Origin of the sequence: Exiguobacterium sp. UBA5002 (assembly GCF_002396765.1) — a bacterium.
GTDB lineage: Bacteria > Bacillota > Bacilli > Exiguobacteriales > Exiguobacteriaceae > Exiguobacterium_A.
On the sequence record NZ_DGYQ01000004.1, the window covers coordinates 78,450 to 101,365 of the forward strand.

Genomic DNA, 22,916 nt, shown 5'->3' on the forward strand with positions numbered 1-22,916 from the left:
CATAGTATACTAAAAGAGTAGTAGGATAGAGGAGTAGAGTTTAGTTTATAGGAGGAGACAGCATGTCAGAAGAAGCACGTATTTTAGTCGTCGACGATGAAGAACGGATTCGTCGCCTGTTGAAGATGTATCTGGAGCGGGAAAATTTCACGATCGAGGAAGCAGACAATGGAGAGACGGCGCTTGAAATGGCGCTTGAGACAGAATACGATGTCATTCTCCTCGACTTGATGATGCCGAAGATGGACGGGATGCAAGTTTGTGAAGAATTGCGGAAAACGAAAGCGACGCCAATCGTCATGTTGACGGCAAAAGGCGAAGAGACGAACCGCGTCCATGGGTTTGAGATGGGGGCAGATGATTATATCGTCAAACCATTCAGCCCACGCGAAGTTGTCTTGCGTGTCAAAGCGATCCTTCGTCGGGCAAGTGCGACGAAATTCCTCCACACGGATGCGAAAACAAAAGATGTCATCGTCTTCCCACACTTGACGATCGACAATGATGCCCACCGCGTGACGGTTGAATCACAAGAAGTCAATTTAACACCAAAAGAATACGAACTCCTGTATTTCTTAGCAAAACAAACGGATAAGGTATTCTCGCGGGAACAACTACTCAAGGAAGTCTGGAACTATGAATTCTTCGGGGATCTGCGGACGGTCGATACACACGTCAAACGTCTGCGTGAAAAGCTGAATCGTTTGTCTCCGAACGCAGCTCAAATGATCACGACGGTCTGGGGTGTCGGATACAAGTTCGAGAATAGTCCGACCTGACGATGAAATGGTTGCAAAGCGTTGTCATCAAACTATGGGGAACGATTCTGTTACTCGTTTCGGTCGTCTTGATCGCCTTGACGATCTTGTTACTTGAATTTTTCAACTCGTTCCATATCGAACAGGAGCGGGGACACCTCGCGAAACTCGGTCAACAAGTCGAGACCGTCTTTCAGGCGCACTCCGGCATCGAGGAAGGGTCGAGTACTGCTGTTGAAATCACGGATATTTACGGCGCGACACTGATCGCAAAGACGCAGGACGATTCCGTCGAAGCGAACATCTCACAAGCGAAGGCGAACCGGATCATCAAGGAACTCGAACGTCAGAACTGGAAAGCAATTGACGGTGAAGAAGGCGAGACGGCGATCGGCAACTATGAGACCTTCGATGGAAAGGCGGCACTCGCGTATCGGGCACCGCTCATTACGGACAGTGGCAACGGAACGATCTACTTGATCGAGCAATTGACGAACATCGAACAGGCGAATGAGGGTGCACGTCAAATCATTCAGCTCTGTGTCCTGTTAGCGATTATCGGAACGACCGTCTTTGCCTTCTTCCTCTCGACACGGATCACGGCACCACTGCGGACGATTCGTCAAGCTGTCGTTGAGGCCGGTGAAGGAAAGTTCGATCAGAGCCTGACGCAACGTTCACGGGATGAGATCGGTGACTTAGCGCTTGCGTTCAATGAAATGAGTAGTCAACTCAATCAATACGTCACGGATCTCGACAAGGAGCGACATTTACTCTCCTCGATTCTGCGCTGTATGGCAGACGGCGTGTTGACGTTCTCAAAATCAGGTGAGCTCCTCGCGACGAATCCACCAGCTGAAGCATTTTTAGCAGGTTCTCCTGTACCGGATGAACTGATTGAACTGTTCCAGACGGTCATGCAGGAAGAGACGGAGATGACGGTTTCCTTCGAACGAGAAGGACGCTTCTACATCATCATCGTCAGTCCGTTACTCGAACAAGAAGAACAGATCGGAGCGGTCGCCGTCCTGCGTGATATGACGGAAGCACAGCAACTCGAGAAGATGCGCGCTGATTTCGTTGCGAACGTCAGTCATGAACTGCGGACTCCACTCGTCATGCTGCAAGGGTACTCAGAAGCGATTGTCGATGGCATGACCGAAAGTGATGAAGCAACAAAGGAATTCGCTTCGATCATTTACGACGAGTCCCAGCGACTGTCAAGACTCGTTAACGATCTTCTTGATCTTGCGCGCATGGAAGCGGGATATCAGGAGTTACGGATTGAATCCGTCGAAGCAATACCTTTTGCGAATCGAGTGATCAAGAAGTTCAAACAGATGGGACGCGATAAACAAGTTACCTTCTCGGTTTCTGGTCCGAACATCGCGTTTGAAGCAGACCCTGATCAAATGGAGCAAGTCTTGACGAACCTGCTTGGGAACGCCCTGCGTTATACGGAGAACGGTGAAATCAAGATTAAGATTGACGAAGATAGGGAAAACATTACATTATCCGTCATTGATTCGGGTGACGGAATTCCAGAAGAAGATCTACCGTTCGTCTTTGACCGTTTTTATAAAGCGGATAAAGCGCGGACACGTGGCAAGACGGGTACAGGAATCGGTCTTGCGATCGTGGCGAATGTCGTCCGAGCTCATGGTGGTGAAGTCGAAGTCGACAGCCGCTTGGGAGAGGGAGCGACCTTCCGGATCCGATTACCGAAAAAACAAGGGAAGCGAACATTATGAGTCGCTTCCTTTCGCTATAGGAGTGAATGAAACATGAAAATTTACACGAAGTCTGGTGACAAAGGAGAAACATCTCTCGTTGGTGGGAGAGTCAAAAAAAATGATCGGTTGATCAGCTTGATGGGAGAACTCGACGAATTGAACAGTTTCGTCGGACTTGCCCGGACGAAAGCATCATCAATCGAGGTGCGTGAGCAACTGACAGTGATCCAGCACGCGCTATTCGATTGTGGCAGTGACTTGATGTATGTCGAGCCGCGCCCGTCACGTTTGAGTCAAGAAGCGACGGTTGATTTAGAAAGTTGGATTGACACGTTAACGGAGTTATCGCCGCCGCTCGATAAGTTCATCTTGCCCGGCGGAACGGAAGCAGCTGCAACGTTACACGTGGCACGGACGGTCTGTCGTCGCGTTGAACGTTCGATGATCGATGTCCCTCAAGCGGCTCATTTGTTACCGTTCATCAACCGACTCAGTGACTTCTTCTTTACAGCAGCCCGTTATGAGAATGCCGTCAAACAAAAAGCAGATATTGAATATGTCCGCAGTGCGCATGTATTCAAACGAAAGGATGGAGAGCAATGAGTCAGTCATTTAGCACATGGAAAAAGGAAGGAACGAGCTACCATCTCGTTCCGACCGACAAATTCAAGACGACGACGATTCTCGTCACATTTTCAGCACCGTTAGAAGCGAAGACGCTGACAAGCCGTGCAATCCTACCGTATATCATGGAAAAATCTACAGCCGCTTATCCGTCGATGAAAGCGTTACGTGAGCCGCTTGAAACACTATATGATGCGGGACTTTATGCGGACGCGTCGAAGTTCGGAGAAGAGCATGTCATCTCGTTCCAACTCGATGTCGTCCGGGGAGAACTCGTCCATCATCCGTCGTTGTTAAAAGAAGCACTCGAATTGCTCGAGCAAATGGTGCTGTATCCAGATTTGACGGAAGGTGGCTTCCGTGAACAGTTCGTCAAACAAGAAAAACGATTGCATGCCTTACGGATCAGTTCACTATATGACGATAAAATGCGCTACGCACAGCAACGTCTTCTCGAATTGATGGCACCAGGTGAAGCCGTCGCGTTGCCATCCCTTGGAACACTCGAAGAACTCGAACAAATCACCCCGTCATCCTTGCGTGATACATACCGTTCGATGATTGAAGACGACCGGATTGATGTCTTCGTCGTCGGACATGTAACGAAGGAGGAGATGGAAGACGCTCTATCATTCTTGCCATCGCATTCTGAAAAAATCAGTCATTACATTCCGGCCCAAAAAGCAGTCAATGGCGTGAAACGGTCGAGTGAAACACAACCGATCAAACAAGGTAAATTGCACCTTGGTTACCGGGTAGCGGTCGATCCGACGTCTGCTGACTCGATTCGGATGCAAATCGTCAATGGTCTGTTCGGTGGCTTCCCGCATTCAAAACTGTTCATGAATGTCCGTGAAAAAGAGAGTCTCGCCTATTATGCGGCTTCACGATACGCGGCATTGAACAGTGCACTCTATGTTTATGCAGGAATCGACACGAAAGAAGCGGAACGTGCCGAGAAAATCATCTTGGAACAACTCGTTGATTTGAAAGCAGGACAGTTCACGGATGAAGAATTGACACAGACGAAGGCGATGTTGATCAATGCACGCCGTCAAATCCTTGATCAGCCGGGTCAACTGATTGGTTGGTTGAATGGTTCGAAGATGCGTGGACTGACACTGGAGGATGAGATTCATATCATTGAAACGGCGACACGTGAAGACGTCGTTCGATTAGCAGCGGCAATCGATCTTGATGCCGTATATCTATTGCGAGGTGAAGCATGATGGAACAACTGATCTATCACGATACAGACGAAACGGTATACCACGAGCAGCTCGATAACGGCTTATCCGTCTATTTGTTGCAAAAAAAAGGATACGAAAAAACGTATGCGACGTTTACGACGCGGTATGGGTCGATTGATCAACGATTCAAAAAAGGGGAGGAATGGATCACGGTACCGGACGGCATCGCCCATTTCCTCGAGCATAAGATGTTCGAATCTGAAAAAGGGGACGTCTTCCAAGAGTTCGGTCGTCTCGGTGCCTCTGCGAACGCCTTTACCTCGTTCTCGCGGACAGCGTACTTGTTTTCAGCGACGTCGCTGATCGAACAAAACCTCGAGACGTTGATCGATTTCGTACAAGATCCCTATTTCACGCCGGAAAGCGTTGAAAAAGAGAAAGGGATCATCACGCAAGAAATCCAGATGTATCAAGATAATCCGGGATGGCGCCTGTTCTTCGGTCTGATCGAATCGATGTATGCATCGCATCCGGTCCGAATCGATATCGCGGGAACTCCGGAATCAATCAATCAAATCACGGCCGATGACTTGTACACGTGCTACCGTACGTTCTATCATCCATCGAACATGGTGTTGTTCGTCGTCGGAAACATCGACCCGGAAGAGACACTGGCATTGATCAAGGCGAATCAGGCGAAGAAAGACTATACGGATCGTCCTGCAATCGAACGGGATTACGGTCAAGAGCCGCATGGCGTACATCGTCCACGTTTTGAACTCGAGCTCGACGTTAAGACACCTAAGGTATTGATCGGTTACAAGGACGAATCGCTTCGCGGTGAGGCACAAGTCCGCCGTGAGTTAACGAGTGAACTGCTGTTACATCTCTTGTTCGACCAGACATCATCGACGTATTTGGAACTGTATGAAGACGGTCTGATTGACGATACGTTCAGCTTTGATTACTCGAGTGAGGAAGAGTTCGCCTTTGCGACGTTTGGAATGGAGACAGAAGATCCAGACAAATTCATCCAAGCGTATGAGACGCTCCTGCAAACACGTCCTGACTTTACGGAAGACGAAGTCACACGCAAGCGGAACATGATGCAAGGGAAGTTCCTCCGTGCCTTGAATTCACCGGAATTCATCGCGAATCAGTTCTCGCGTCACGCACTTGCCGGTACGAACCTGTTCACGCTTCCGACATTGATTGCTTCGATTACGAAAGAAGAGATTGAAGCCCGTTTCGACGAGTTGTTCGCCATTGAAAACCGGGCGATCTCAATCGTCAAACCGTACGCGTGATGCGAATCCTCATCACCGGTGCGAGTGGCGCCATTGGTCTTGCGGCAGCAAAACAACTTGCTGCCGCCGGACATGAATTGGTGCTTCAGACGTATCGACAGCAAGCGGTTTTAGAACGGATGATAGAGGAGTGGCAAGGCGAGCACCACATCCTGACTGCGAACTTAGCAGACGAGGAGGACTTGCAGGCATTTTGTGCGGCATTACCTGTTGTCGATGCTTTCGTCCATTGTGCCGGAACGAGTTATAGCGGTCTGTTGCTCGATCAATCAGCAACATCAATGCATGAACTTTGGAAAATCCATGTCGAGGCATTGATTCGCATCAGCCAAACCGTAACACGGACGAAACCGTTTACGTCGAAGCTTGCGATCGTCGTCATCAGTAGTGTATTAGGGGAACAAGGTGTCGCGGGTGAGGTCGTCTATTCGACGTGCAAGGCGGCACAGCTGGGCTTCGTCAAAGCATACAGTAAAGAACTTGGACCAATGCATGGACGCATCAATGCGATTACGCCAGGATGGATTGATACGCCGATGAACGCGATTTTTTCTGAGGATGAAAAGGCAGAAGCGATTGCTGAAATCCCTGCCGGACGATTCGGAAAAGTAGAGGAAGTGGCTTCTGCCATCCGTTACTTGGTGCAACCAGAATCGAGTTATGTGTCGGGAGCCATCCTTAAAATAGATGGTGCGTGGATGTAAGCATTGGAATTTCAGTTCAGGAATGCTTTTCATTTTTCAAAAAATCATTTAACATGAGGAATGGATAATCGTATCAATAGAGGAGGATGGGCGCGTGAGTGAGTTCGAGCAATGGTATCTCGAATATGAATTAAAGGTCAACCGTCCCGGTATACTCGGGGACATTGCTTCGTTGATGGGAATGTTACATATTTCGATCGTGACGATCAATGGTGTCGATCATCAACGACGCGGTATGTTGCTCCAAACGAAACAACCGGATCAAATTCCACGACTCGCTGCTATTCTCAAGACGATGTCAACCATAGAGGTCATCAAACTACGAAAACCAAAACTGCGCGACCGGATCGCGATTCGTCACGGTCGTTATATCGATCAAAGCAGTGATGAACGAAAGACGTTCCGCTTCGTTCGGGAAGACTTAGGGATTCTCGTCGATTTCATGGCAGAACTATGCAAACAGGATGGGCACTTGTTGATTGGTGTCCGCGGTATGCCACGAGTCGGGAAGACGGAATCGATCGTCGCTGCAAGCGTCAGTGCGAACAAGAAATGGTTGTTCCTTTCTTCGACGCTGATCAAACAGACGGTCCGAACGTCGTTATTCGATGACGAACGGACTGGGGATTATGTCTACATCATCGATGCCTTGGTGTCGCAACGGAATTTCGATGAACGGCACTGGCAGATTTTACGCGAAGTCATGCGACTACCGGCGACGAAAATCGTCGAACATCCGGATGCCTTCGTCAAATCAAGTGAATATACGTGGGATGATTTTGATTACATCATTGAATTACGCAACACGACAGAAGAAATCATTGTGACTGAACTGCCTCGTTCCCATAGGGGAAATGATTGGTTCAACTTTGAATAAGTATGAAAAATGGAAGGTGTGTTACCGATGACCGAGCTCGGAACCTACTTAAAGGAACAACGAGAGGCGCTAGGCGTCTCTCTCGAACAAATTCAAACGACGACGAAGATTCAAAAGCGTTACATCGTCGCGATTGAAGAAGGCAACTATGATCAATTACCAGGTGCTTTTTACGCCCGGGCCTTCATCAAGACATATGCGGAAGCACTCGGTCTTGACGTCGACGAAGTCTTCACGACCTATAAGCGTGATCTTCCGGAACCGGAGACACAACCGGTCGTCGAATTATCACGACGCGCGACGTATTCGAAATCAAGTGCACCGAAGAAAAGCGTTGCAAAGCGCTGGATTCCGAACATCATCATCATCGTGCTAATTTTTGCGATTGGTGCTGCCTTGTATTATGGACTTCAGATGTTCCTCGACGGTAACGAAGAGGCAAAAACGTCTGCACCGAAGCAAAACGATGTCACGATCGACCAAGGAGACGCACCGAGTAAAGAAACGGATGCGCCTGCGAAGACGGAAGAAAAGCCGAAGGAAGAACCGGCGAAACAAGAAGAAACAAAAGAAAAACCTAAAAAAGAAGCGCTTGCTGCGAAGTCGACATCTGGTCAAGATGTCACCTATGAAGTCGCAACGAAAGATACGATGAGTGTCTCGATTCAAATCAAGAAAGATGCCTCTCCATCACCATTCGTTGGTGTGCGTGATACATCCCTTGAAGGAAAAGCACTCGCGCCAGATCACATCAACGCGTCGGATCCGAATCCGATCGTCGTGAAGGACGCGAAGACGGACTTGATCCGGATCCGGATCGGTTCGATTAAAGGGATTGATAAAATCGTCGTCAATGACCAAGAACTGAAACTGAACCGTTCGCTTCTCGTCCAAAACATCTATCTGAAGAAAGTAGCCACGCCGTAAACCGGCGTGCCTTCTTTTAGATGGCATATTCATCTACATATGAAATGAAGGAGGAGGGCGTTACATGAACTTACCGAATCAATTGACAGTATTACGCGTTTTATTAATTCCCGTGTTCGTCATCGTACTTGCGATTGATCCGAACTGGGGACAGTGGGATGTACTAGGAGCTGAACTTCCCGTCTCACACTTCGTTGCAGCCATCATCTTCCTTGTTGCTTCACTGACGGACTGGCTTGATGGGTATATCGCCCGCAAACAAAAACTAGTGACGAACTTTGGAAAATTCATGGATCCACTTGCTGATAAGATGTTAGTCGCTGCTGCGCTCGTCTACCTCGTGGAACTTGAGTTCGTCGCGGCTTGGATCGTCGTCATCATTCTCTGCCGTGAGTTCGCAGTCACGGGTCTGCGTCTTGTCGCTTCTGACGAAGGCATCGTTCTTGCTGCCGGAAACTCTGGGAAAGCCAAGACTTGGGTCCAGCTGACATCGATCACGGCATATTTATTGCACGATATCGTTTTTGCGATGTGGAACATTCCATTCGCAGATATCACGATGTGGCTTGCTTTGATCTTGACGATCTACTCAGGCGTCGAGTATTTCTCGAAAAACATCAAGTTAATTACGAAATCCATGTAAGTTGGATCAATTTAGACTGTTCGTCATACCGAACAGTCTTTTCTTATACTTCAAGAAGGTGAGGAATCAACATGAAAGCAGAAATCATCGCAGTCGGAAGTGAGCTTCTCCTTGGAGAAATCGCCAACACGAATGCACAGTACCTTTCCGAATGGCTAGCCAGTGCAGGAATTGACGTTCATTATCATACAGTCGTCGGTGACAACCGCGAGCGGATGCAGAAAACGTTCCGTCAGGCGCAACAACGGGCAGATCTCCTCGTCATCACAGGGGGTCTTGGACCAACGGAAGATGATTTAACGAAAGAGGTGCTCGCAGATCTTCTCGGACGTGATCTCATTCTCGATCAAGCAGCGTACGAAAGAATCGAAGGATTCTTGAAGACACGTCAACGGGAGATGACGAACAACGAGCAGAAACAAGCATTAGTCATCGATGGCGCGACGGTTTTACGCAATGATGCGGGTCTTGCTCCCGGTATGTCGGTGCAGACGGAGCACCATCAATATATCGTTTTACCCGGTGTGCCACGTGAGATGAAGCAAATCCTCAAAGATCACTTCAGTCATTTGTTCGGTCAAGAGACAATCCGTTCCCGAACACTACGTTTCTTCGGAATCGGAGAATCGGCTCTAAACGATCGCCTGGAAACGTTAATCAAAGAAGCAACCAATCCATCGGTCGCCCCTTATGCGGAACTCGCTGAAGTCCGGTTGCGTCTGACTGCTAAAGCACTCGATCAACAGGAAGCCGACCGTATGCTCGATGAACTGGAACAACACGTACTGGCTGAAGTGGGCATGTACTTTTATGGATATGGCGAGACGAGTCTGCCGGAAGTCGTACTGAAACGGTATCAAGAAGCAGGATTGACACTGTCACTCGCCGAATCACTGACGGGAGGAGCTGTCGCGAGTGGTCTCGTTGATGTCAGCGGTGCGAGTCAAGTGTTGCGCGGGAGCGCCGTCGTCTATGATGATGCAGCGAAGCAAGCCGTGTTATCGGTACCGGAAGTTTTGTTACGAGAGCATACTGCTGTCAGTAAAGAGGTCGCGATCGCGATGGCTGAAGGGGTACGGGAACTGTATCAATCCGATATCGCCGTCGCGTTGACAGGGGAAGCAGGTCCGACGAGCAACAGCGGAAAAGTGGTCGGAACCGTCTATTGTGCTGTTGCGGACGCACGTGGAACACGCATCGTCGAATGGCAATATCCATCGTTCGACCGAGGAATGATTCGACTGCGCGCCGTCAAGGATACCTATTTCCTTCTACTGAAACATCTCGAAAAAGCACCCGAGTGAGAAAATTGGCCAATGTGCAAGTATGCGAATAAATGTTCGTAAAATGCTTGTCATTCGGTCTCAAAAGAAGTACAATAATCTCAGTAAGATAATTAAAAGGAGGCCTGCTACGTGAGTGATCGTAAAGCAGCACTTGAGATGGCGTTACGCCAGATAGAGAAACAGTTCGGTAAAGGTTCCATCATGAAACTCGGAGAAAATGCGGATCAGAAGGTTTCAGTGATCTCTTCTGGATCGATTACATTAGATATTGCCCTAGGTGCAGGTGGATACCCACGTGGACGGGTCATCGAAGTATACGGACCTGAATCGTCAGGTAAAACGACGGTAGCGCTTCATGCAATTGCAGAAGTTCAAAAACAAGGTGGACAAGCAGCATTCATCGATGCGGAGCACGCGCTTGATCCAGCATATGCCAACAAACTTGGTGTCAACATCGATGAGCTCCTCTTGTCACAACCGGACACTGGGGAACAGGCACTTGAAATCGCGGAAGCACTCGTTCGTTCTGGTGCGGTCGATATTCTTGTCGTCGACTCTGTTGCGGCACTCGTACCAAAAGCAGAGATCGAAGGCGAAATGGGTGACTCACACGTCGGTCTTCAAGCACGTTTAATGAGCCAAGCGCTTCGTAAGTTGTCCGGTGCAACGAATAAATCGAAGACGATCGTCATCTTCATCAACCAAATCCGTGAAAAAATCGGTGTCATGTTCGGTAACCCGGAAACAACTCCAGGTGGTCGCGCACTTAAATTCTACTCGTCTGTACGTTTAGAAGTGCGTCGTGCGGAAGCGTTGAAAAACGGTACGGACGTCGTCGGTAACAAAACGAAGATTAAGGTCGTCAAAAACAAGATCGCACCTCCGTTCAAACAAGCGGAAGTTGATATCATGTACGGTCAAGGGATTTCAAAGGTCGGTGAGTTGATCGACATCGGAACAGACCTCGATATCGTTCAAAAGAGTGGTGCATGGTACTCGTACAACTCAGAGCGTCTCGGTCAAGGACGTGAGAACGCGAAGCAATACATGGTCGAGCATCCGGAAGTCGCAGCAGAGGTCGAACGTTTGATTCGTGAACACCACGGTCTCGTCGATCGCGAAGAGCCGGTTGATTTCGAAGCAGAACAACCAGAAGATCTATTTGCTGAATAAACCGTTTCAGAGAGGATTCGCATGCGAATCCTCTCTTTTTTAGTGTAAAAGAGGAAAACAGTGGAATTCTTTCCCGTCCGTTCGTTGACAATGAACGAGTGCTATCCTTACAATATAGATGTACGTTTTTTAGACAGCTTCGATGAAATACCGAAATGAACTAAGAAACACCTTGCAAAGGGGAGGTGAACCCATGAGTACACTGACTTGGATTGTCATACTTCTCCTCACTTTGCTGATCGCATTCATCGTAGGCTACTTCTTGCGGAAATCGATTGCAGAAGCGAAAATTCAAGGCGCAGAAACGGAAGCGAACAAAATCGTTGAACGTGCGCGTGAATCGGCTGAGGCAACGAAAAAAGAAGCAGTACTCGAAGCGAAAGATGAAGCATTCAAACTTCGTAACGAAGTGGAAAAAGAATTGCGTGAACGTCGCCAAGAGCTAGCGAAACAAGAAGCCCGGTTGCTCCAGAAAGAAGAGACACTCGATCGCCGTGTTGACGCTATCGACCGTAAGGAAGATCAAATCAATACACGTGATGCAGAGATCGCGAAACGGAAGCATCAAGCTGAAGAACTAGAGCGCAAAGTAGAGGACCTGTATGAACAGGGACGTCAAGAGCTTGTCCGCGTCGCGAATTTATCGCAAGACGAGGCAAGAACGATCATCATGGATGAGACGAAACAGGCTGCTTTACACGACGCAGCCATTCTTCAAAAAGAAATCGAACAAAAAGCAAAAGAAGAAGCCGACAAGAAAGCACGTAACATCTTGTCACTTGCGATTCAACGGTTCGCCGCTGAACATATCGCAGAGACGACTGTATCGGTCGTCAACTTGCCGAACGATGAGATGAAAGGTCGGATCATCGGACGGGAAGGCCGCAACATCCGTACGCTCGAGACCTTGACTGGGATCGACTTGATCATCGATGATACGCCGGAAGCCGTCATTTTGTCTGGTTTTGACCCAATTCGTCGCGAAGTCGCTAAAATGGCGCTCGAGAAATTGGTTCAGGATGGTCGGATTCACCCGGCCCGTATTGAAGAGATGGTCGACAAATCCCGTCGTGAAGTCGACGAGCGGATTCGAGAAATCGGGGAAGAAGCGACGTATGATGTCGGAATCCACGGCATTCATCCGGACCTTGTCAAAATTCTCGGTCGCTTGAAGTACCGTACGAGTTACGGACAGAACGTCCTGTATCACTCACTTGAGGTTGCCCACCTTGCAGGTATGATGGCAGCTGAACTTGGAGAAGATGTCACGCTTGCGAAGCGTGCGGGTCTTCTGCATGATATCGGGAAAGCGATCGACCACGAAGTCGAAGGCAGTCACGTTGAGATCGGAGTCGAGCTCGGTACGAAGTATAAAGAGCATCCAACCGTCATCAACGCGATCGCGTCCCACCACGGGGATACGGAAGCGACATCTGTCATTTCCGTCTTGGTCGCAGCTGCGGATGCATTATCTGCTGCTCGTCCAGGTGCACGTCAAGAGACACTCGAAAGTTATATCCGCCGTCTCGAACGCCTCGAGGAAATCTCGGAATCGTTCGACGGTGTCGAAAAATCATTTGCGATCCAAGCGGGTCGTGAAGTCCGCATCATCGTTCGACCTGACGTCGTCGATGATGTACTGGCTCACAAGATGGCGAGTGACATCCGGAAAAAAATCGAAGAAGAACTCGATTATCCGGGACACATCAAGGTCACGGTCATTCGGGAAACGCGAGCAGTCGAATACGCGAAATAAGTGGAGTGGCGGGCGACCGCCACTTTTTTTAATGAACGGAGGAACAGCAATGAAGATTTTATTCGTCGGAGACGTCGTCGGTGCACCCGGTCGACATATCCTGCAACAATTCACAGCACGCTTGAAAGCGAAATACAATCCGAACGTCATGCTCGTCAACGGTGAAAATGCAGCACACGGACGCGGTATCACGAAGTCGATCTATCATCAATTCCTCGAACTCGGATTCCACGGCATCACGATGGGGAACCATACGTTTGATAACCGTGACATCTTTGACTGGATTGACGACGCGGACCGGATCATCCGTCCTGCGAACTATCCGGAAGGCACACCAGGTCGTGGGATGATGATCGTCAAGGCAGGCAATAAAAAGATTGCCGTCATCAACGTCCAAGGAACGGTCTTCTTACCACCTCTCGGTGACCCGTTCCGTACCGTTGATGAACTGATTGCGGAAGTCGAAGGAAAAGTCGATGCGATCTTCGTTGATGTCCATGCGGAAGCAACGAGTGAAAAAATCGCGATGGGTTATCACCTCGATGGTCGTGTACAAGCTGTCGTTGGCACACATACGCACGTCCAGACAGCAGATGAGCGTGTTCTTGACGGAGGAACGGCTTATATCACGGATGTCGGGATGACAGGTCCGCTGAACGGTGTGCTCGGGATGCGTCAGGAAGATGTCCTACGAAAATTTAAGACACAGCTCCCAACGCGGTTTGAAGTTGCCGAAGGACGGGAACAACTTAATGGAGTCTTGATTCATATCGATGACACAACCAAAAAAGCAACGAAGATTGAACGGATTCATCTGACGGATCAGTCAGTATTCTTCGACTGATTGCCATTTCTGGATGGGGAGGTACACGCATGGACGTCCTGAAAGTATCAGCTAAGTCGAATCCAAACGCGGTAGCAGGTGCACTCGCGGGTGTCATTCGAGAGAGAGGTTCCGTCGAGATTCAGGCCATTGGTGCGGGAGCGCTCAATCAATCTGTCAAAGCCGTCGCCATCGCACGCGGATTCGTGGCGCCTTCTGGCATCGATTTGATTTGTATCCCAGCCTTCACAGACATTTTAATTGATGGAGAAGAAAGAACCGCCATCAAACTCATCATCGAACCACGATGATGAATTGGACATAGGTCCTATATTTACAAGTAGACCATTTACTCGACTGGAGTAGATGGTCTTTTTGCTGCGTCTTCGAATTTTTCTCACCTTTCCACCGAGGGAGCATTGTACTACTTCCGGTAAATCGGTATCATGAGGGAGGATAGAGAGAACTATCATTTCAGGGGACAGAGAAGGAGCGAACGTCGATGTATAATCAGTTATCATGGAAAGTTGGCGGTCAGCAGGGAGAAGGGATCGAATCAACAGGCGAAATCTTTGCGATTGCCTTGAATCGACTCGGCTATTATCTGTATGGCTACCGTCACTTTTCGTCACGTATCAAGGGAGGACATACGAATAATAAGATTCGTGTCGCAACACAGGAAGTCCGGACGATTTCCGATGATCTCGATATTTTGGTCGCGTTCGATCAAGAGACGATCGACGTCAACTTCCATGAATTGCGTCAAGGTGCCATCATCATCGCGGATGCAAAATTCAATCCGACGAATCCGGACGAAGCACGCGCTTCCTTGTATGCGATTCCATTTACGGAGATCGCAGCTGATCTCGGTACGGCCTTGATGAAGAACATGGTCGCGATTGGTGCATCGAGTGCGATTCTCGGCATTGCACCAGAGCGTTTCCAAGCCGTCGTCGAACAGATTTTCGGACGAAAAGGTCCAGATATGGTCGAGAAGAACTTAGCAGCGATTCGTGAAGGAGCAGCAGCGTTTGAAGCTCTTGCAGGAGAGGGCGAACGGTTCGTCTTGGAACCGGCTGACGGAAAACAACGGATGTTCATGATTGGAAACGATGCAATTGCTCTTGGCGCGATTGCCGGTGGAGCGCGTCTGATGGCAGCTTACCCGATCACACCATCATCTGAGATCATGGAATACTTAATCAAGAAATTACCGCAGTTCGGTGGAACGGTCGTCCAGACGGAAGACGAACTGGCAGCGGTCACGATGGCAATTGGTGCCAACTACGCAGGTGTCCGTGCTTTGACGGCGTCTGCTGGTCCAGGATTGTCACTAATGGCGGAAGCGATCGGATTATCCGGGATGACGGAAACACCGCTCGTCATCGTCGATACACAACGGGGTGGTCCGTCAACAGGTCTACCAACGAAACAGGAACAGTCGGACTTGATGGCGATGATCTATAGTACACATGGTGAGATTCCGAAGGTCGTTTTGGCACCGTCAACGGTCGAAGAAGCGTTCTACGATGCAGCAGAAGCATTCAATATCGCAGAGGAGTATCAATGCCCTGTCATTCTATTGACGGATTTGATGCTGTCGCTCGGAAAACAATCGGTTGAACCACCGGATATGTCACGCGTTGAGATCCGTCGCGGGAAGTTGATCCAGGAAGACTTACCGGAACTTGAAGGAAAAGCGTACTTCAAACGCTACGAAGTGACGGAAGATGGAATCAGCCCACGTGTCATTCCAGGCGTCAAGCACGGAATTCACCACGTAACGGGTGTTGAGCACAATGAGGAAGGGCGTCCGTCGGAAGCGACGAAGAACCGGGTCGATCAAATGACGAAGCGACTTCGTAAGCTGAACACGTTCCGCTTACAGGATGCCGTTCTCGTAACGGAGCATCATGCAGAACCGGATATCTTATTCGTCGGTTTCAACTCGACACGTGGAACGATCGAAGAGATCATGCCACGACTCGAAGCACAAGGAATCAAGGTTGATCACTTGCATATCCGTCAAGTCCATCCGTTCCCAAGTGAGCTCGTCACGCCGCACTTAGAGCGGGCCAAACGAGTCATCGTCGTCGAGTACAACGCAACGGGACAACTGGCGAAGCTGATCCAGATGAACTGTGGACATGCATCGAAGATCGAGCATATCCTGAAATTCAATGGCGACCCGTTCTACCCAGCAGAGGTCGTCGAGCAGGTCGTAGGAGGGGTATATCATGGCAACCTTTAAGGATTTTAGAAATGATGTCAAACCAAACTGGTGTCCAGGGTGTGGAGACTTCTCGATTCAAGCAGCGATTCAGCGTGCTGTCGCGAACGTCGGTCTCGAGCCAGAAGAGTTGGCATTGATTTCCGGGATCGGCTGTTCTGGTCGGATTTCCGGTTATATCAATACGTATGGCTTCCACGGCGTTCATGGACGATCCCTTCCGATCGCCCAAGGTGTTAAGATGGCGAACCGCGAATTGACAGTCATCGCGTCTGGTGGCGACGGTGATGGATTTGCGATCGGCATGGGACATACGATTCATGCATTCAAGCGCAATGTCGACATGACGTACATCGTCATGGACAATCAGATTTACGGCTTGACGAAAGGACAGACATCACCTACTTCTGCACCTGGATTCAAGACGAAATCGACGCCAAAAGGGTCGATCGAAAAGAGTGTTTCACCGGTTGAACTCGCCTTGACGGCTGGTGCGACGTTCGTTGCCCAAAGCTTCTCGAACGATTTGAAGGGCTTGACGCAACTGATCGAGCAAGCGACGGCACATAAGGGGTTTGCGTTCATCAACGTCTTCAGTCCGTGTGTCACGTTCAACAAGGTCAATACGTACGATTGGTTCAAACAGAACTTGACGAAGCTGTCCGACATCGAAGGATACGATCCGTCGAACTTGGATCTTGCAAAACAGACCGTTCATGCTCACGACGGACTCGTCATGGGATTGATTTATCAGGATGAAACACGTCCTGATTACCAGTCACAAATCGACGGCTATCAAGAATCAGGTCTCGCATATGCGGATCTTGAGCTAAACGAAGAAACATTCGGTAAACTAGCGGCAGAATTCATGTAAGATAGAGGAAAGATGTGTTTGGTTTTTTGGGGATGCTAAACATTTGGAAGTTCGCCACATATACATAAACGCGAACTTCCGCGAAGGAGTCGGGGAAAGATGACGAAATTAGTAACGACGGTAGAAGAGACGGCAACGACGAAAACGATGCGTGCACTCGTCAAAGAAGAGCGCGGATTCGGTGCGGCACTGAAAGAAGTATCGGTACCCGTACCGAGTCGTGGGGAAGTCTTGATTCGAGTCGAGGCAACATCGATCTGTGGAACGGACGTGCATATCTATGAGTGGGATGCGTGGGCAGCCTCGCGTGTCAATCCGCCGTATGTCTTCGGTCACGAGTTCTCGGGCGAAGTCGTCGAGCTTGGAGAAGGCACGAAACGCTTGAAGCTCGGTGACCGTGTCTCGGCGGAGACGCATATCGTCTGTCATCAATGTAAACAATGTCTTCGTGGTCAATATCATATCTGTAAGAACACGAAGATCATCGGTGTCGATACACAAGGTTGTTTTGCGGAATACGTCGTCATGCCGGAAGAAAACCTTTGGGTCAACCCGGAAGATATGCCAGCAGGGATCGCTTCGATTCAAGAGCCAATGGGCAATGCCGTCCATACGGTACTCGCGAGCGATGTCAGCGCGAAAACGGTCGCAATCGTCGGTTGTGGTCCGATTGGTCTGATGGCAGTTTCGGTCGCAAAAGCAGTCGGTGCGGCGGAAGTCGTCGCAATCGACGTCAATCCATATCGTCTTGAACTCGCACGGACGATGGGGGCGGATGTCGTCATCGATTCACGTCATGACGATGTCTTGGAGCGGATCGAGCGCATGACGGACGGGGATGGAATTGATGTCGTCTGTGAGATGAGTGGTCATCCGGTTGCGATTCGTCAAGCCTTCGAGATGGTGACAGCAGGTGGAGACGTCAACATCCTCAGTCTGCCGGTCAAACCGGTCGAAATCGATTTGACGAACCATGTCGTCTTCAAAGGTGTCCGGGTTCAAGGCATCACGGGTCGGAAGATGTACGAGACATGGAGCCAGGTTTCTGCTTTCTTATCGAGCGGAAAAGTCGATGTCCGACCGTTAATTACACACACGTTGCCGCTAGAGCGGTTCGAAGAAGGATTTGAATTGATGCGTCAAGGGAAATGCGGGAAAGTCGTATTACAACCAAGGGGGACGAATTAATGGGATTTGAACACTTACGGACAGAACTAGAAGAGATGAAACAGGCGGGCACGTTCCGCAACCTCGTAGCACTTGAGAGCGCGCAACATAACCGCGTGACGATCAATGGTAAGGAACTCATTCAACTGTCGTCGAACAACTACCTCGGACTCGCCGCACATCCACGTCTTGCTGAACAAGCAGCGGAAGCAGCGCGCACGTTCGGTGCTGGAACAGGATCGGTTCGGACGATTGCCGGGACACTCGAGATGCACCAAGCATTCGAACGGGAACTTGCGACATTCAAGCACACGGAAGCAGCACTCGTCTTCCAGTCTGGATTCGCCACGAATTTAGGTGTCTTATCGGCACTGCTCGGTCCGGAAGACGTCGTCATCTCGGATGAGTTGAACCACGCTTCGATCATCGACGGGATTCGTCTGACGAAAGCGAAACGCCGGATCTATAAACACGTCGACTTGGCGGATCTTGAAGCGGCCTTACAAGAAACACAAGACGCGCGGACGCGCCTTATCGTCACGGACGGTGTCTTCTCGATGGACGGAAACATCGCACCACTTCCAGAAATCGTTGAATTAGCCGAGCGTTATGACGCACTCGTCATGGTCGATGACGCTCATGCGTCAGGTGTGCTTGGGAAAGCGGGACGCGGTACGGTCAATCACTTCGGTCTTGACGGACGTGTTGCTCTTCAAGTTGGTACGCTCTCAAAAGCCATCGGTGTCCTTGGCGGATACGTCGCGTGTGAACAGCACGTCAAAGATTATCTGATCCATAAAGGACGTCCGTTCTTGTTCTCGACATCACATCCACCAGCGGTCGTCGAAGCGAACCGCGAAGCACTCCGCGTTATGGAAGAAGAAACGGTACTTTTCGAACGTCTGTGGGAAAACACGGAATTCTTCAAACAAGGACTCCGGGATCTTGGATTCGACATCGGCACGTCGACGACTCCGATCACACCGGTCATCGTCGGGGATGAAGCACGTTGCCACGAATTGTCGGATCGCCTCCGTCAAGAAGGTGTCTTCGCTCAAGGCATCGCCTTCCCGACGGTCGCAAAAGGAAAAGCACGTGTCCGGACGATCGTGACGGCGGAACATACGCGTGAAGATTTAACGACGGCTCTTGCAGCGTTCGAAAAAGTCGGTCGTGAATTAAACTTGATCGGTTGATATCGATCACGGACGAAATGCGTCCGCATACTTTCAGGCAGCGGATCAGCGATCCGCTGCCTGAAGTGCGTCATGACGAAAGAATCAACGTCGACCGTTTTTACTTTTGCGAGATAGGGAATAACAGATGAGGAAAGGATGTGACCTGATGAGTACGAAGAAGAAAGGGATTTTGCTCTCATTTTTGATGCTGACGCTGCTCCTTGGGGGGTGTATTCGCATCCAATATGATGCGACGATTCATACCGATCAGAGTGTCACCTTAAAAACGACATATGCCGCAAAGGAACACCCAGTAGCGCGTTTACTGAACCTAAATCCGAATTGGAATAGTTATGTCAAACAGGCAGAAAAGAACGGCTATGCGGCGAAAACGTTCAAGACGAAGGATGACTATGAAGGGATCCGGATGCAGAAGACATTCGCGAACTTCAAGGACATGACGTCGATCAAGGAGGAATGGAAGACAGGTATCGGAGGGATTCTCATTCCACCTGATACGAAGTTCGACATGAAAAAATCGGACGGATTTTGGTTCGATACGTATCGACTGGATACGAACATCGATCTCAGTATCGATCGTTTGAATATCAAAGGCTATCAACCGACGGGACAGGTTAAGAAACTCGCCGACCGGTATATCCGTCAAGCCGATATCGAGATCAAACTCCACGGTCCGAAAGTGATCGGTCTCCAAAACGGAGAAAAGATCGACTGGTCGAATTATCATGATGTGTCATGGAAATTATACGGAACGAAAGCCAACCAGCTACAGTTGATTGCCTATGTACCGAATCCGACAGGTTGGATCATTACCGGTATCGTGTTATTAATCGGTGTCGGATTATTGCTCTACTGGGTCTTTCACCGTGTCCGCCGTTTGCGCCGGCAACAGTTGAAGACGATTAGTATCTCGCTCCTCGTCTGTTTGATCGTTGGGGGAGGCGCGTGGTGGGTGTTCGCGGAGGATACGTCGAGTGCGCCGCCACCAACGCGTCAGATCGTCACACAAGGAAAGAGTGAAATCGTACCGACGTTCCTCGTCCACGGGCTATTCGGGACGGAGCGGACGTTCGTGCCGATGATTCAAAACTTCACGAATAAAAAAGTCGCCGATGATGGTGGTCGATGTGACGTGACTCGTTCCGGAAAAGCGACTTGTAGCGTCACACCCTCGCCGACCGGCTACCCGCTTGTCCGAATCGTCTTTGCGGACGACGAGGCGAGCCTTGCCGATCAACAAAAGTGGTTGAATGCAGCGATTGCTGCGTATGATGCGAAACAAAAAGTGACCTTTTCCGATATCCAGCTCGTCGGTCACAGCATGGGTGGTGTGGATGTCGTCGCCTATACGGTCCAAGAAGAGATGCCGTATCACGTCCGAAAAGTCGTGACGCTCGACTCACCGATCGCCGGTTCCGATTACGCAAAACTCGGGTTGACGCTCGCACCGCTTGGCACGAATACGAACAGTCCCGCCATTCGTGATCTCGCGAAGGGCTCACCAGCGATGAACAATTTAACTAAGCGGCTCGAGACATGGCCACGCGATGTACTCGTCTATTCGTTTGGTGCCAAAGGAGGCGATTTCAATATGATTTCGTTAAAGAGTTCCTTTGCACTCGAGAACTACACGGATAATATCCAGACAAAATCGTATAAATATGATCACTTCACGATTCATCGCCGGGAGCCGGTCTTCCGCGAAATCCGCAATTTCCTATTTAAAGAAAATCGGGTCACGGAGGAGGAATCATCATGAAACACGTCGTCATCGTCGGCGGAGGAATTGCAGGTTTAACGGCTGCGGCTCTGATCGCACAAGAAGGACATACTGTTACCGTCCTTGAAGGAAGCCGTGAATGGGGGGGATCAGCCGGGAAGTTCACGCGCCGGGACCTGACGTATCCAGTAGGGGCGACACTCGGAATGGGGTTTGAGCCCGGTGGTATTCACGATCGTGTTCTTAATCATCTTGGAGTGACGCATCAGGTCGAGTCGCTCGACGTCGTCATGACGATTCGCATCGCAGGACGGACGATTCATTATTATCAGGATCGTGCTGCGTTTCTAACCGAATTGACATCACATTTTCCAGAGCAGGCATCGTCGATTCAGGCTTTCTTTGCAGAAATCGAGCAGATTTACGAGGTGATTCGTCCGCTAATGGCAGAACTTCCAGCATTACCACTTCAAGATCCAGCAGACGTCCGGCGGTTAGTCCGACATGCGAAAAGTGTCGTCCTTTTACCGTATTTTCCGCTGACGATTGGTCATCTGTTACGAAAACATGAACTAGCGGATACGTTGTTCGCACAAGTGATCGACGGGATCTTGCTCGACAGCATGCAGACTGGGCAGGAGGCCTCAGCTTTACTAGGAGCCGTCGCCTTATCGATTTATCATGAAGGTGCCTATTATGTTCCGGGCGGCTTGTACCGACTGGCTGAGCAATTGAAAGAGACAGCAGAGGCGAGCGGGGCAACCTGTCTCCTTGGACGGAAAGTCACGTCGATCCGAAAGACATCAGATGGATTTTTGATCGAGGATCGCCGAGGACGCTTGATGATTGCTGATACTGTCATCTGTGCGGTTCCGCTTGAAGGCATCCGAGAAGTCGTCAGCATGGATATGCGACGAACATTACGACGAACGTACCGACGACAGGAAAAATTACAGCAATGGGCGACCTTTACGTATTATGCGGCGATTCCAGAGGCGCTCATTTTGTCTGACGAAGCATTCCGGCAAGTTCATGATACGTCCTTACCTTCAGGTCATGCCTTCATCTCGCTGTCCCGTCCGGATGATCGATTACGTGCACCAGTTGGTCAGCGGACGCTGACGATGTCATGCCATGTTCCGATTGGTACGTTTGATAAGACGAACCGCAAACGTTACGACGGACAAGTCGAGACGATGTCGGCGATCTTCGAAGCCATTCTCGAACAGCAGTTTCCGGGTTTTAGTCAACAGGCAATCGAACGCCATCCGGGTGGACCAGGTGCATGGGTCCGCTATACGTTCCGCCCGGATGGTGGAGTCGGTGGATATCCGCAACGTCCGAGTACGAGTCTCCTATTCGCGGCACCGTTTCGAACAGGTGTCGATCATTTCTTTGCAATCGGCGATACCATCTTTCCGGGTGCTGGAACGATCGGTGCGACGACGTCTGCGATCCATGCTGCCCGACAGTTTGGAGTCAGATTGTGAGAAATCGTCGTAAACTGATGAAAGAAGCGACGCATCTGTCGCTTTTTTCACATTTGAGGATTATGATGAGGAAGAGTCGGGAACATGATATCCATGAACAAAAAGAGAGAAGGAGTGAAGAACCATGGAGACATTCGAACAAAAATGTCAGTCGTTCATTCAGGAACGACGACCTGAAGTCGGTCCGATTCAATTCGAGTCGGCGCGTACGTTTCTCAATGCACGCGGTTTAAGTGTCTACGAACGGATTTATCAAGGGAAAGAAGAAGTCCGATTAGCGTTCGTCGAGCAGACGAATGGTCAACAACTCGTTTCATTAATGGAAAATACATTCGGCAACGGACTGGTCTATTTTGTCTCAACGGCAACCGCGACATGGGATGGCGACCGTTTTGGTGAATACACGTTTTAAGTACATAGGGAGTCCCAGTCGAT

Annotated in this window: 21 protein-coding genes; all 21 read left to right on the top strand. The window is 49.8% G+C overall.

Annotated features, from left to right (window positions below):
* Nucleotides 1-62 precede the first annotated feature (62 nt).
* Complete coding sequence (locus tag B4C70_RS00610) at nucleotides 63-779, top strand: response regulator transcription factor (protein WP_023467692.1); 717 nt, start codon at nucleotides 63-65, stop codon at nucleotides 777-779.
* A 2-nt stretch (nucleotides 780-781) separates the two neighbouring features.
* Entirely contained in the window at nucleotides 782-2,509 is a 1,728-nt protein-coding gene (locus tag B4C70_RS00615; protein WP_195865462.1) for an ATP-binding protein, read from the top strand.
* Between the two features lie 33 nt (nucleotides 2,510-2,542).
* Nucleotides 2,543-3,094, top strand: a complete 552-nt coding sequence (locus tag B4C70_RS00620) for a cob(I)yrinic acid a,c-diamide adenosyltransferase (protein ID WP_290776292.1) — start codon at nucleotides 2,543-2,545, stop codon at nucleotides 3,092-3,094.
* Entirely contained in the window at nucleotides 3,091-4,344 is a 1,254-nt protein-coding gene (gene yfmF / locus B4C70_RS00625; protein WP_290776294.1) for an EF-P 5-aminopentanol modification-associated protein YfmF, read from the top strand. The genes B4C70_RS00620 and yfmF overlap by 4 nt, the downstream gene beginning before the upstream one ends.
* Nucleotides 4,341-5,612: an EF-P 5-aminopentanol modification-associated protein YfmH gene (gene yfmH / locus B4C70_RS00630; RefSeq protein ID WP_290776295.1), complete on the top strand. Its 1,272-nt coding sequence runs from the start codon at nucleotides 4,341-4,343 to the stop codon at nucleotides 5,610-5,612. Before yfmF ends, yfmH begins: the two co-directional genes overlap by 4 nt.
* Complete coding sequence (ymfI, locus tag B4C70_RS00635) at nucleotides 5,612-6,316, top strand: elongation factor P 5-aminopentanone reductase (RefSeq protein WP_290776297.1); 705 nt, start codon at nucleotides 5,612-5,614, stop codon at nucleotides 6,314-6,316. Before yfmH ends, ymfI begins: the two co-directional genes overlap by 1 nt.
* A 94-nt stretch (nucleotides 6,317-6,410) precedes the next feature.
* A complete protein-coding gene (locus tag B4C70_RS00640) occupies nucleotides 6,411-7,193 on the top strand; it encodes a DUF3388 domain-containing protein (RefSeq protein WP_290776299.1) in 783 nt (260 codons plus the stop codon).
* A 27-nt stretch (nucleotides 7,194-7,220) separates the two neighbouring features.
* On the top strand, nucleotides 7,221-8,120 hold the full coding sequence (locus tag B4C70_RS00645) for a helix-turn-helix domain-containing protein (RefSeq protein ID WP_214855264.1): 900 nt from the start codon (nucleotides 7,221-7,223) through the stop codon (nucleotides 8,118-8,120).
* 64 nt (nucleotides 8,121-8,184) lie between these two features.
* Nucleotides 8,185-8,763: a CDP-diacylglycerol--glycerol-3-phosphate 3-phosphatidyltransferase gene (gene pgsA / locus B4C70_RS00650; RefSeq protein ID WP_214855267.1), complete on the top strand. Its 579-nt coding sequence runs from the start codon at nucleotides 8,185-8,187 to the stop codon at nucleotides 8,761-8,763.
* 71 nt (nucleotides 8,764-8,834) lie between these two features.
* On the top strand, nucleotides 8,835-10,067 hold the full coding sequence (locus tag B4C70_RS00655) for a competence/damage-inducible protein A (RefSeq protein WP_214855269.1): 1,233 nt from the start codon (nucleotides 8,835-8,837) through the stop codon (nucleotides 10,065-10,067).
* Nucleotides 10,068-10,178: 111 nt separating this feature from the next.
* Nucleotides 10,179-11,222 (top strand): recombinase RecA, encoded by a 1,044-nt coding sequence (gene recA, locus B4C70_RS00660; RefSeq protein WP_195865458.1) that lies wholly within the window; start codon nucleotides 10,179-10,181, stop codon nucleotides 11,220-11,222.
* A 193-nt stretch (nucleotides 11,223-11,415) separates the two neighbouring features.
* On the top strand, nucleotides 11,416-12,978 hold the full coding sequence (gene rny, locus B4C70_RS00665; protein WP_023467703.1) for a ribonuclease Y: 1,563 nt from the start codon (nucleotides 11,416-11,418) through the stop codon (nucleotides 12,976-12,978).
* A 49-nt stretch (nucleotides 12,979-13,027) separates the two neighbouring features.
* Entirely contained in the window at nucleotides 13,028-13,822 is a 795-nt protein-coding gene (locus tag B4C70_RS00670) for a TIGR00282 family metallophosphoesterase (RefSeq protein ID WP_035408850.1), read from the top strand.
* Nucleotides 13,823-13,851: 29 nt separating this feature from the next.
* Nucleotides 13,852-14,112, top strand: a complete 261-nt coding sequence (locus B4C70_RS00675) for a stage V sporulation protein S (RefSeq protein ID WP_023467705.1) — start codon at nucleotides 13,852-13,854, stop codon at nucleotides 14,110-14,112.
* Nucleotides 14,113-14,303: 191 nt separating this feature from the next.
* Entirely contained in the window at nucleotides 14,304-16,052 is a 1,749-nt protein-coding gene (locus tag B4C70_RS00680; protein ID WP_035398188.1) for a 2-oxoacid:acceptor oxidoreductase subunit alpha, read from the top strand.
* Nucleotides 16,039-16,905 (top strand): 2-oxoacid:ferredoxin oxidoreductase subunit beta, encoded by an 867-nt coding sequence (locus tag B4C70_RS00685; protein ID WP_023467707.1) that lies wholly within the window; start codon nucleotides 16,039-16,041, stop codon nucleotides 16,903-16,905. The genes B4C70_RS00680 and B4C70_RS00685 overlap by 14 nt, the downstream gene beginning before the upstream one ends.
* Before the next feature lie 99 nt (nucleotides 16,906-17,004).
* The gene (gene tdh / locus B4C70_RS00690) at nucleotides 17,005-18,093 is read left to right on the top strand and encodes an L-threonine 3-dehydrogenase (protein WP_290776304.1); all 1,089 of its coding nucleotides are present in this window, start codon (nucleotides 17,005-17,007) and stop codon (nucleotides 18,091-18,093) included.
* Nucleotides 18,093-19,268, top strand: a complete 1,176-nt coding sequence (locus B4C70_RS00695) for a glycine C-acetyltransferase (RefSeq protein ID WP_214855278.1) — start codon at nucleotides 18,093-18,095, stop codon at nucleotides 19,266-19,268. Before tdh ends, B4C70_RS00695 begins: the two co-directional genes overlap by 1 nt.
* A 145-nt stretch (nucleotides 19,269-19,413) precedes the next feature.
* Nucleotides 19,414-21,030, top strand: a complete 1,617-nt coding sequence (locus tag B4C70_RS00700; RefSeq protein WP_414654383.1) for an alpha/beta hydrolase — start codon at nucleotides 19,414-19,416, stop codon at nucleotides 21,028-21,030.
* Nucleotides 21,027-22,481, top strand: a complete 1,455-nt coding sequence (locus tag B4C70_RS00705) for a phytoene desaturase family protein (protein WP_290776309.1) — start codon at nucleotides 21,027-21,029, stop codon at nucleotides 22,479-22,481. Before B4C70_RS00700 ends, B4C70_RS00705 begins: the two co-directional genes overlap by 4 nt.
* A 124-nt stretch (nucleotides 22,482-22,605) precedes the next feature.
* Nucleotides 22,606-22,893 carry a hypothetical protein gene (locus B4C70_RS00710; RefSeq protein ID WP_029341204.1) on the top strand — a complete coding sequence of 96 codons (288 nt, stop codon included), beginning with the start codon at nucleotides 22,606-22,608 and terminating at the stop codon, nucleotides 22,891-22,893.
* The last annotated feature ends 23 nt before the right edge of the window (nucleotides 22,894-22,916 follow it).

What these genes read in the sequence shown, in the direction of transcription:
- B4C70_RS00620 (WP_290776292.1), top strand. Translation starts at nt 2,543, where the DNA reads ATGAAAATTTACACGAAGTCTGGTGACAAAGGAGAAACATCTCTCGTT.
- B4C70_RS00655 (WP_214855269.1), top strand. Translation starts at nt 8,835, where the DNA reads ATGAAAGCAGAAATCATCGCAGTCGGAAGTGAGCTTCTCCTTGGAGAA.
- B4C70_RS00695 (WP_214855278.1), top strand. Translation starts at nt 18,093, where the DNA reads ATGGGATTTGAACACTTACGGACAGAACTAGAAGAGATGAAACAGGCG.
- B4C70_RS00685 (WP_023467707.1), top strand. Translation starts at nt 16,039, where the DNA reads ATGGCAACCTTTAAGGATTTTAGAAATGATGTCAAACCAAACTGGTGT.
- B4C70_RS00705 (WP_290776309.1), top strand. Translation starts at nt 21,027, where the DNA reads ATGAAACACGTCGTCATCGTCGGCGGAGGAATTGCAGGTTTAACGGCT.
- ymfI (WP_290776297.1), top strand. Translation starts at nt 5,612, where the DNA reads ATGCGAATCCTCATCACCGGTGCGAGTGGCGCCATTGGTCTTGCGGCA.
- B4C70_RS00615 (WP_195865462.1), top strand. Translation starts at nt 782, where the DNA reads ATGAAATGGTTGCAAAGCGTTGTCATCAAACTATGGGGAACGATTCTG.
- yfmF (WP_290776294.1), top strand. Translation starts at nt 3,091, where the DNA reads ATGAGTCAGTCATTTAGCACATGGAAAAAGGAAGGAACGAGCTACCAT.
- tdh (WP_290776304.1), top strand. Translation starts at nt 17,005, where the DNA reads ATGACGAAATTAGTAACGACGGTAGAAGAGACGGCAACGACGAAAACG.
- B4C70_RS00670 (WP_035408850.1), top strand. Translation starts at nt 13,028, where the DNA reads ATGAAGATTTTATTCGTCGGAGACGTCGTCGGTGCACCCGGTCGACAT.
- rny (WP_023467703.1), top strand. Translation starts at nt 11,416, where the DNA reads ATGAGTACACTGACTTGGATTGTCATACTTCTCCTCACTTTGCTGATC.
- B4C70_RS00645 (WP_214855264.1), top strand. Translation starts at nt 7,221, where the DNA reads ATGACCGAGCTCGGAACCTACTTAAAGGAACAACGAGAGGCGCTAGGC.
- pgsA (WP_214855267.1), top strand. Translation starts at nt 8,185, where the DNA reads ATGAACTTACCGAATCAATTGACAGTATTACGCGTTTTATTAATTCCC.
- B4C70_RS00610 (WP_023467692.1), top strand. Translation starts at nt 63, where the DNA reads ATGTCAGAAGAAGCACGTATTTTAGTCGTCGACGATGAAGAACGGATT.
- B4C70_RS00675 (WP_023467705.1), top strand. Translation starts at nt 13,852, where the DNA reads ATGGACGTCCTGAAAGTATCAGCTAAGTCGAATCCAAACGCGGTAGCA.
- B4C70_RS00680 (WP_035398188.1), top strand. Translation starts at nt 14,304, where the DNA reads ATGTATAATCAGTTATCATGGAAAGTTGGCGGTCAGCAGGGAGAAGGG.
- B4C70_RS00710 (WP_029341204.1), top strand. Translation starts at nt 22,606, where the DNA reads ATGGAGACATTCGAACAAAAATGTCAGTCGTTCATTCAGGAACGACGA.
- yfmH (WP_290776295.1), top strand. Translation starts at nt 4,341, where the DNA reads ATGATGGAACAACTGATCTATCACGATACAGACGAAACGGTATACCAC.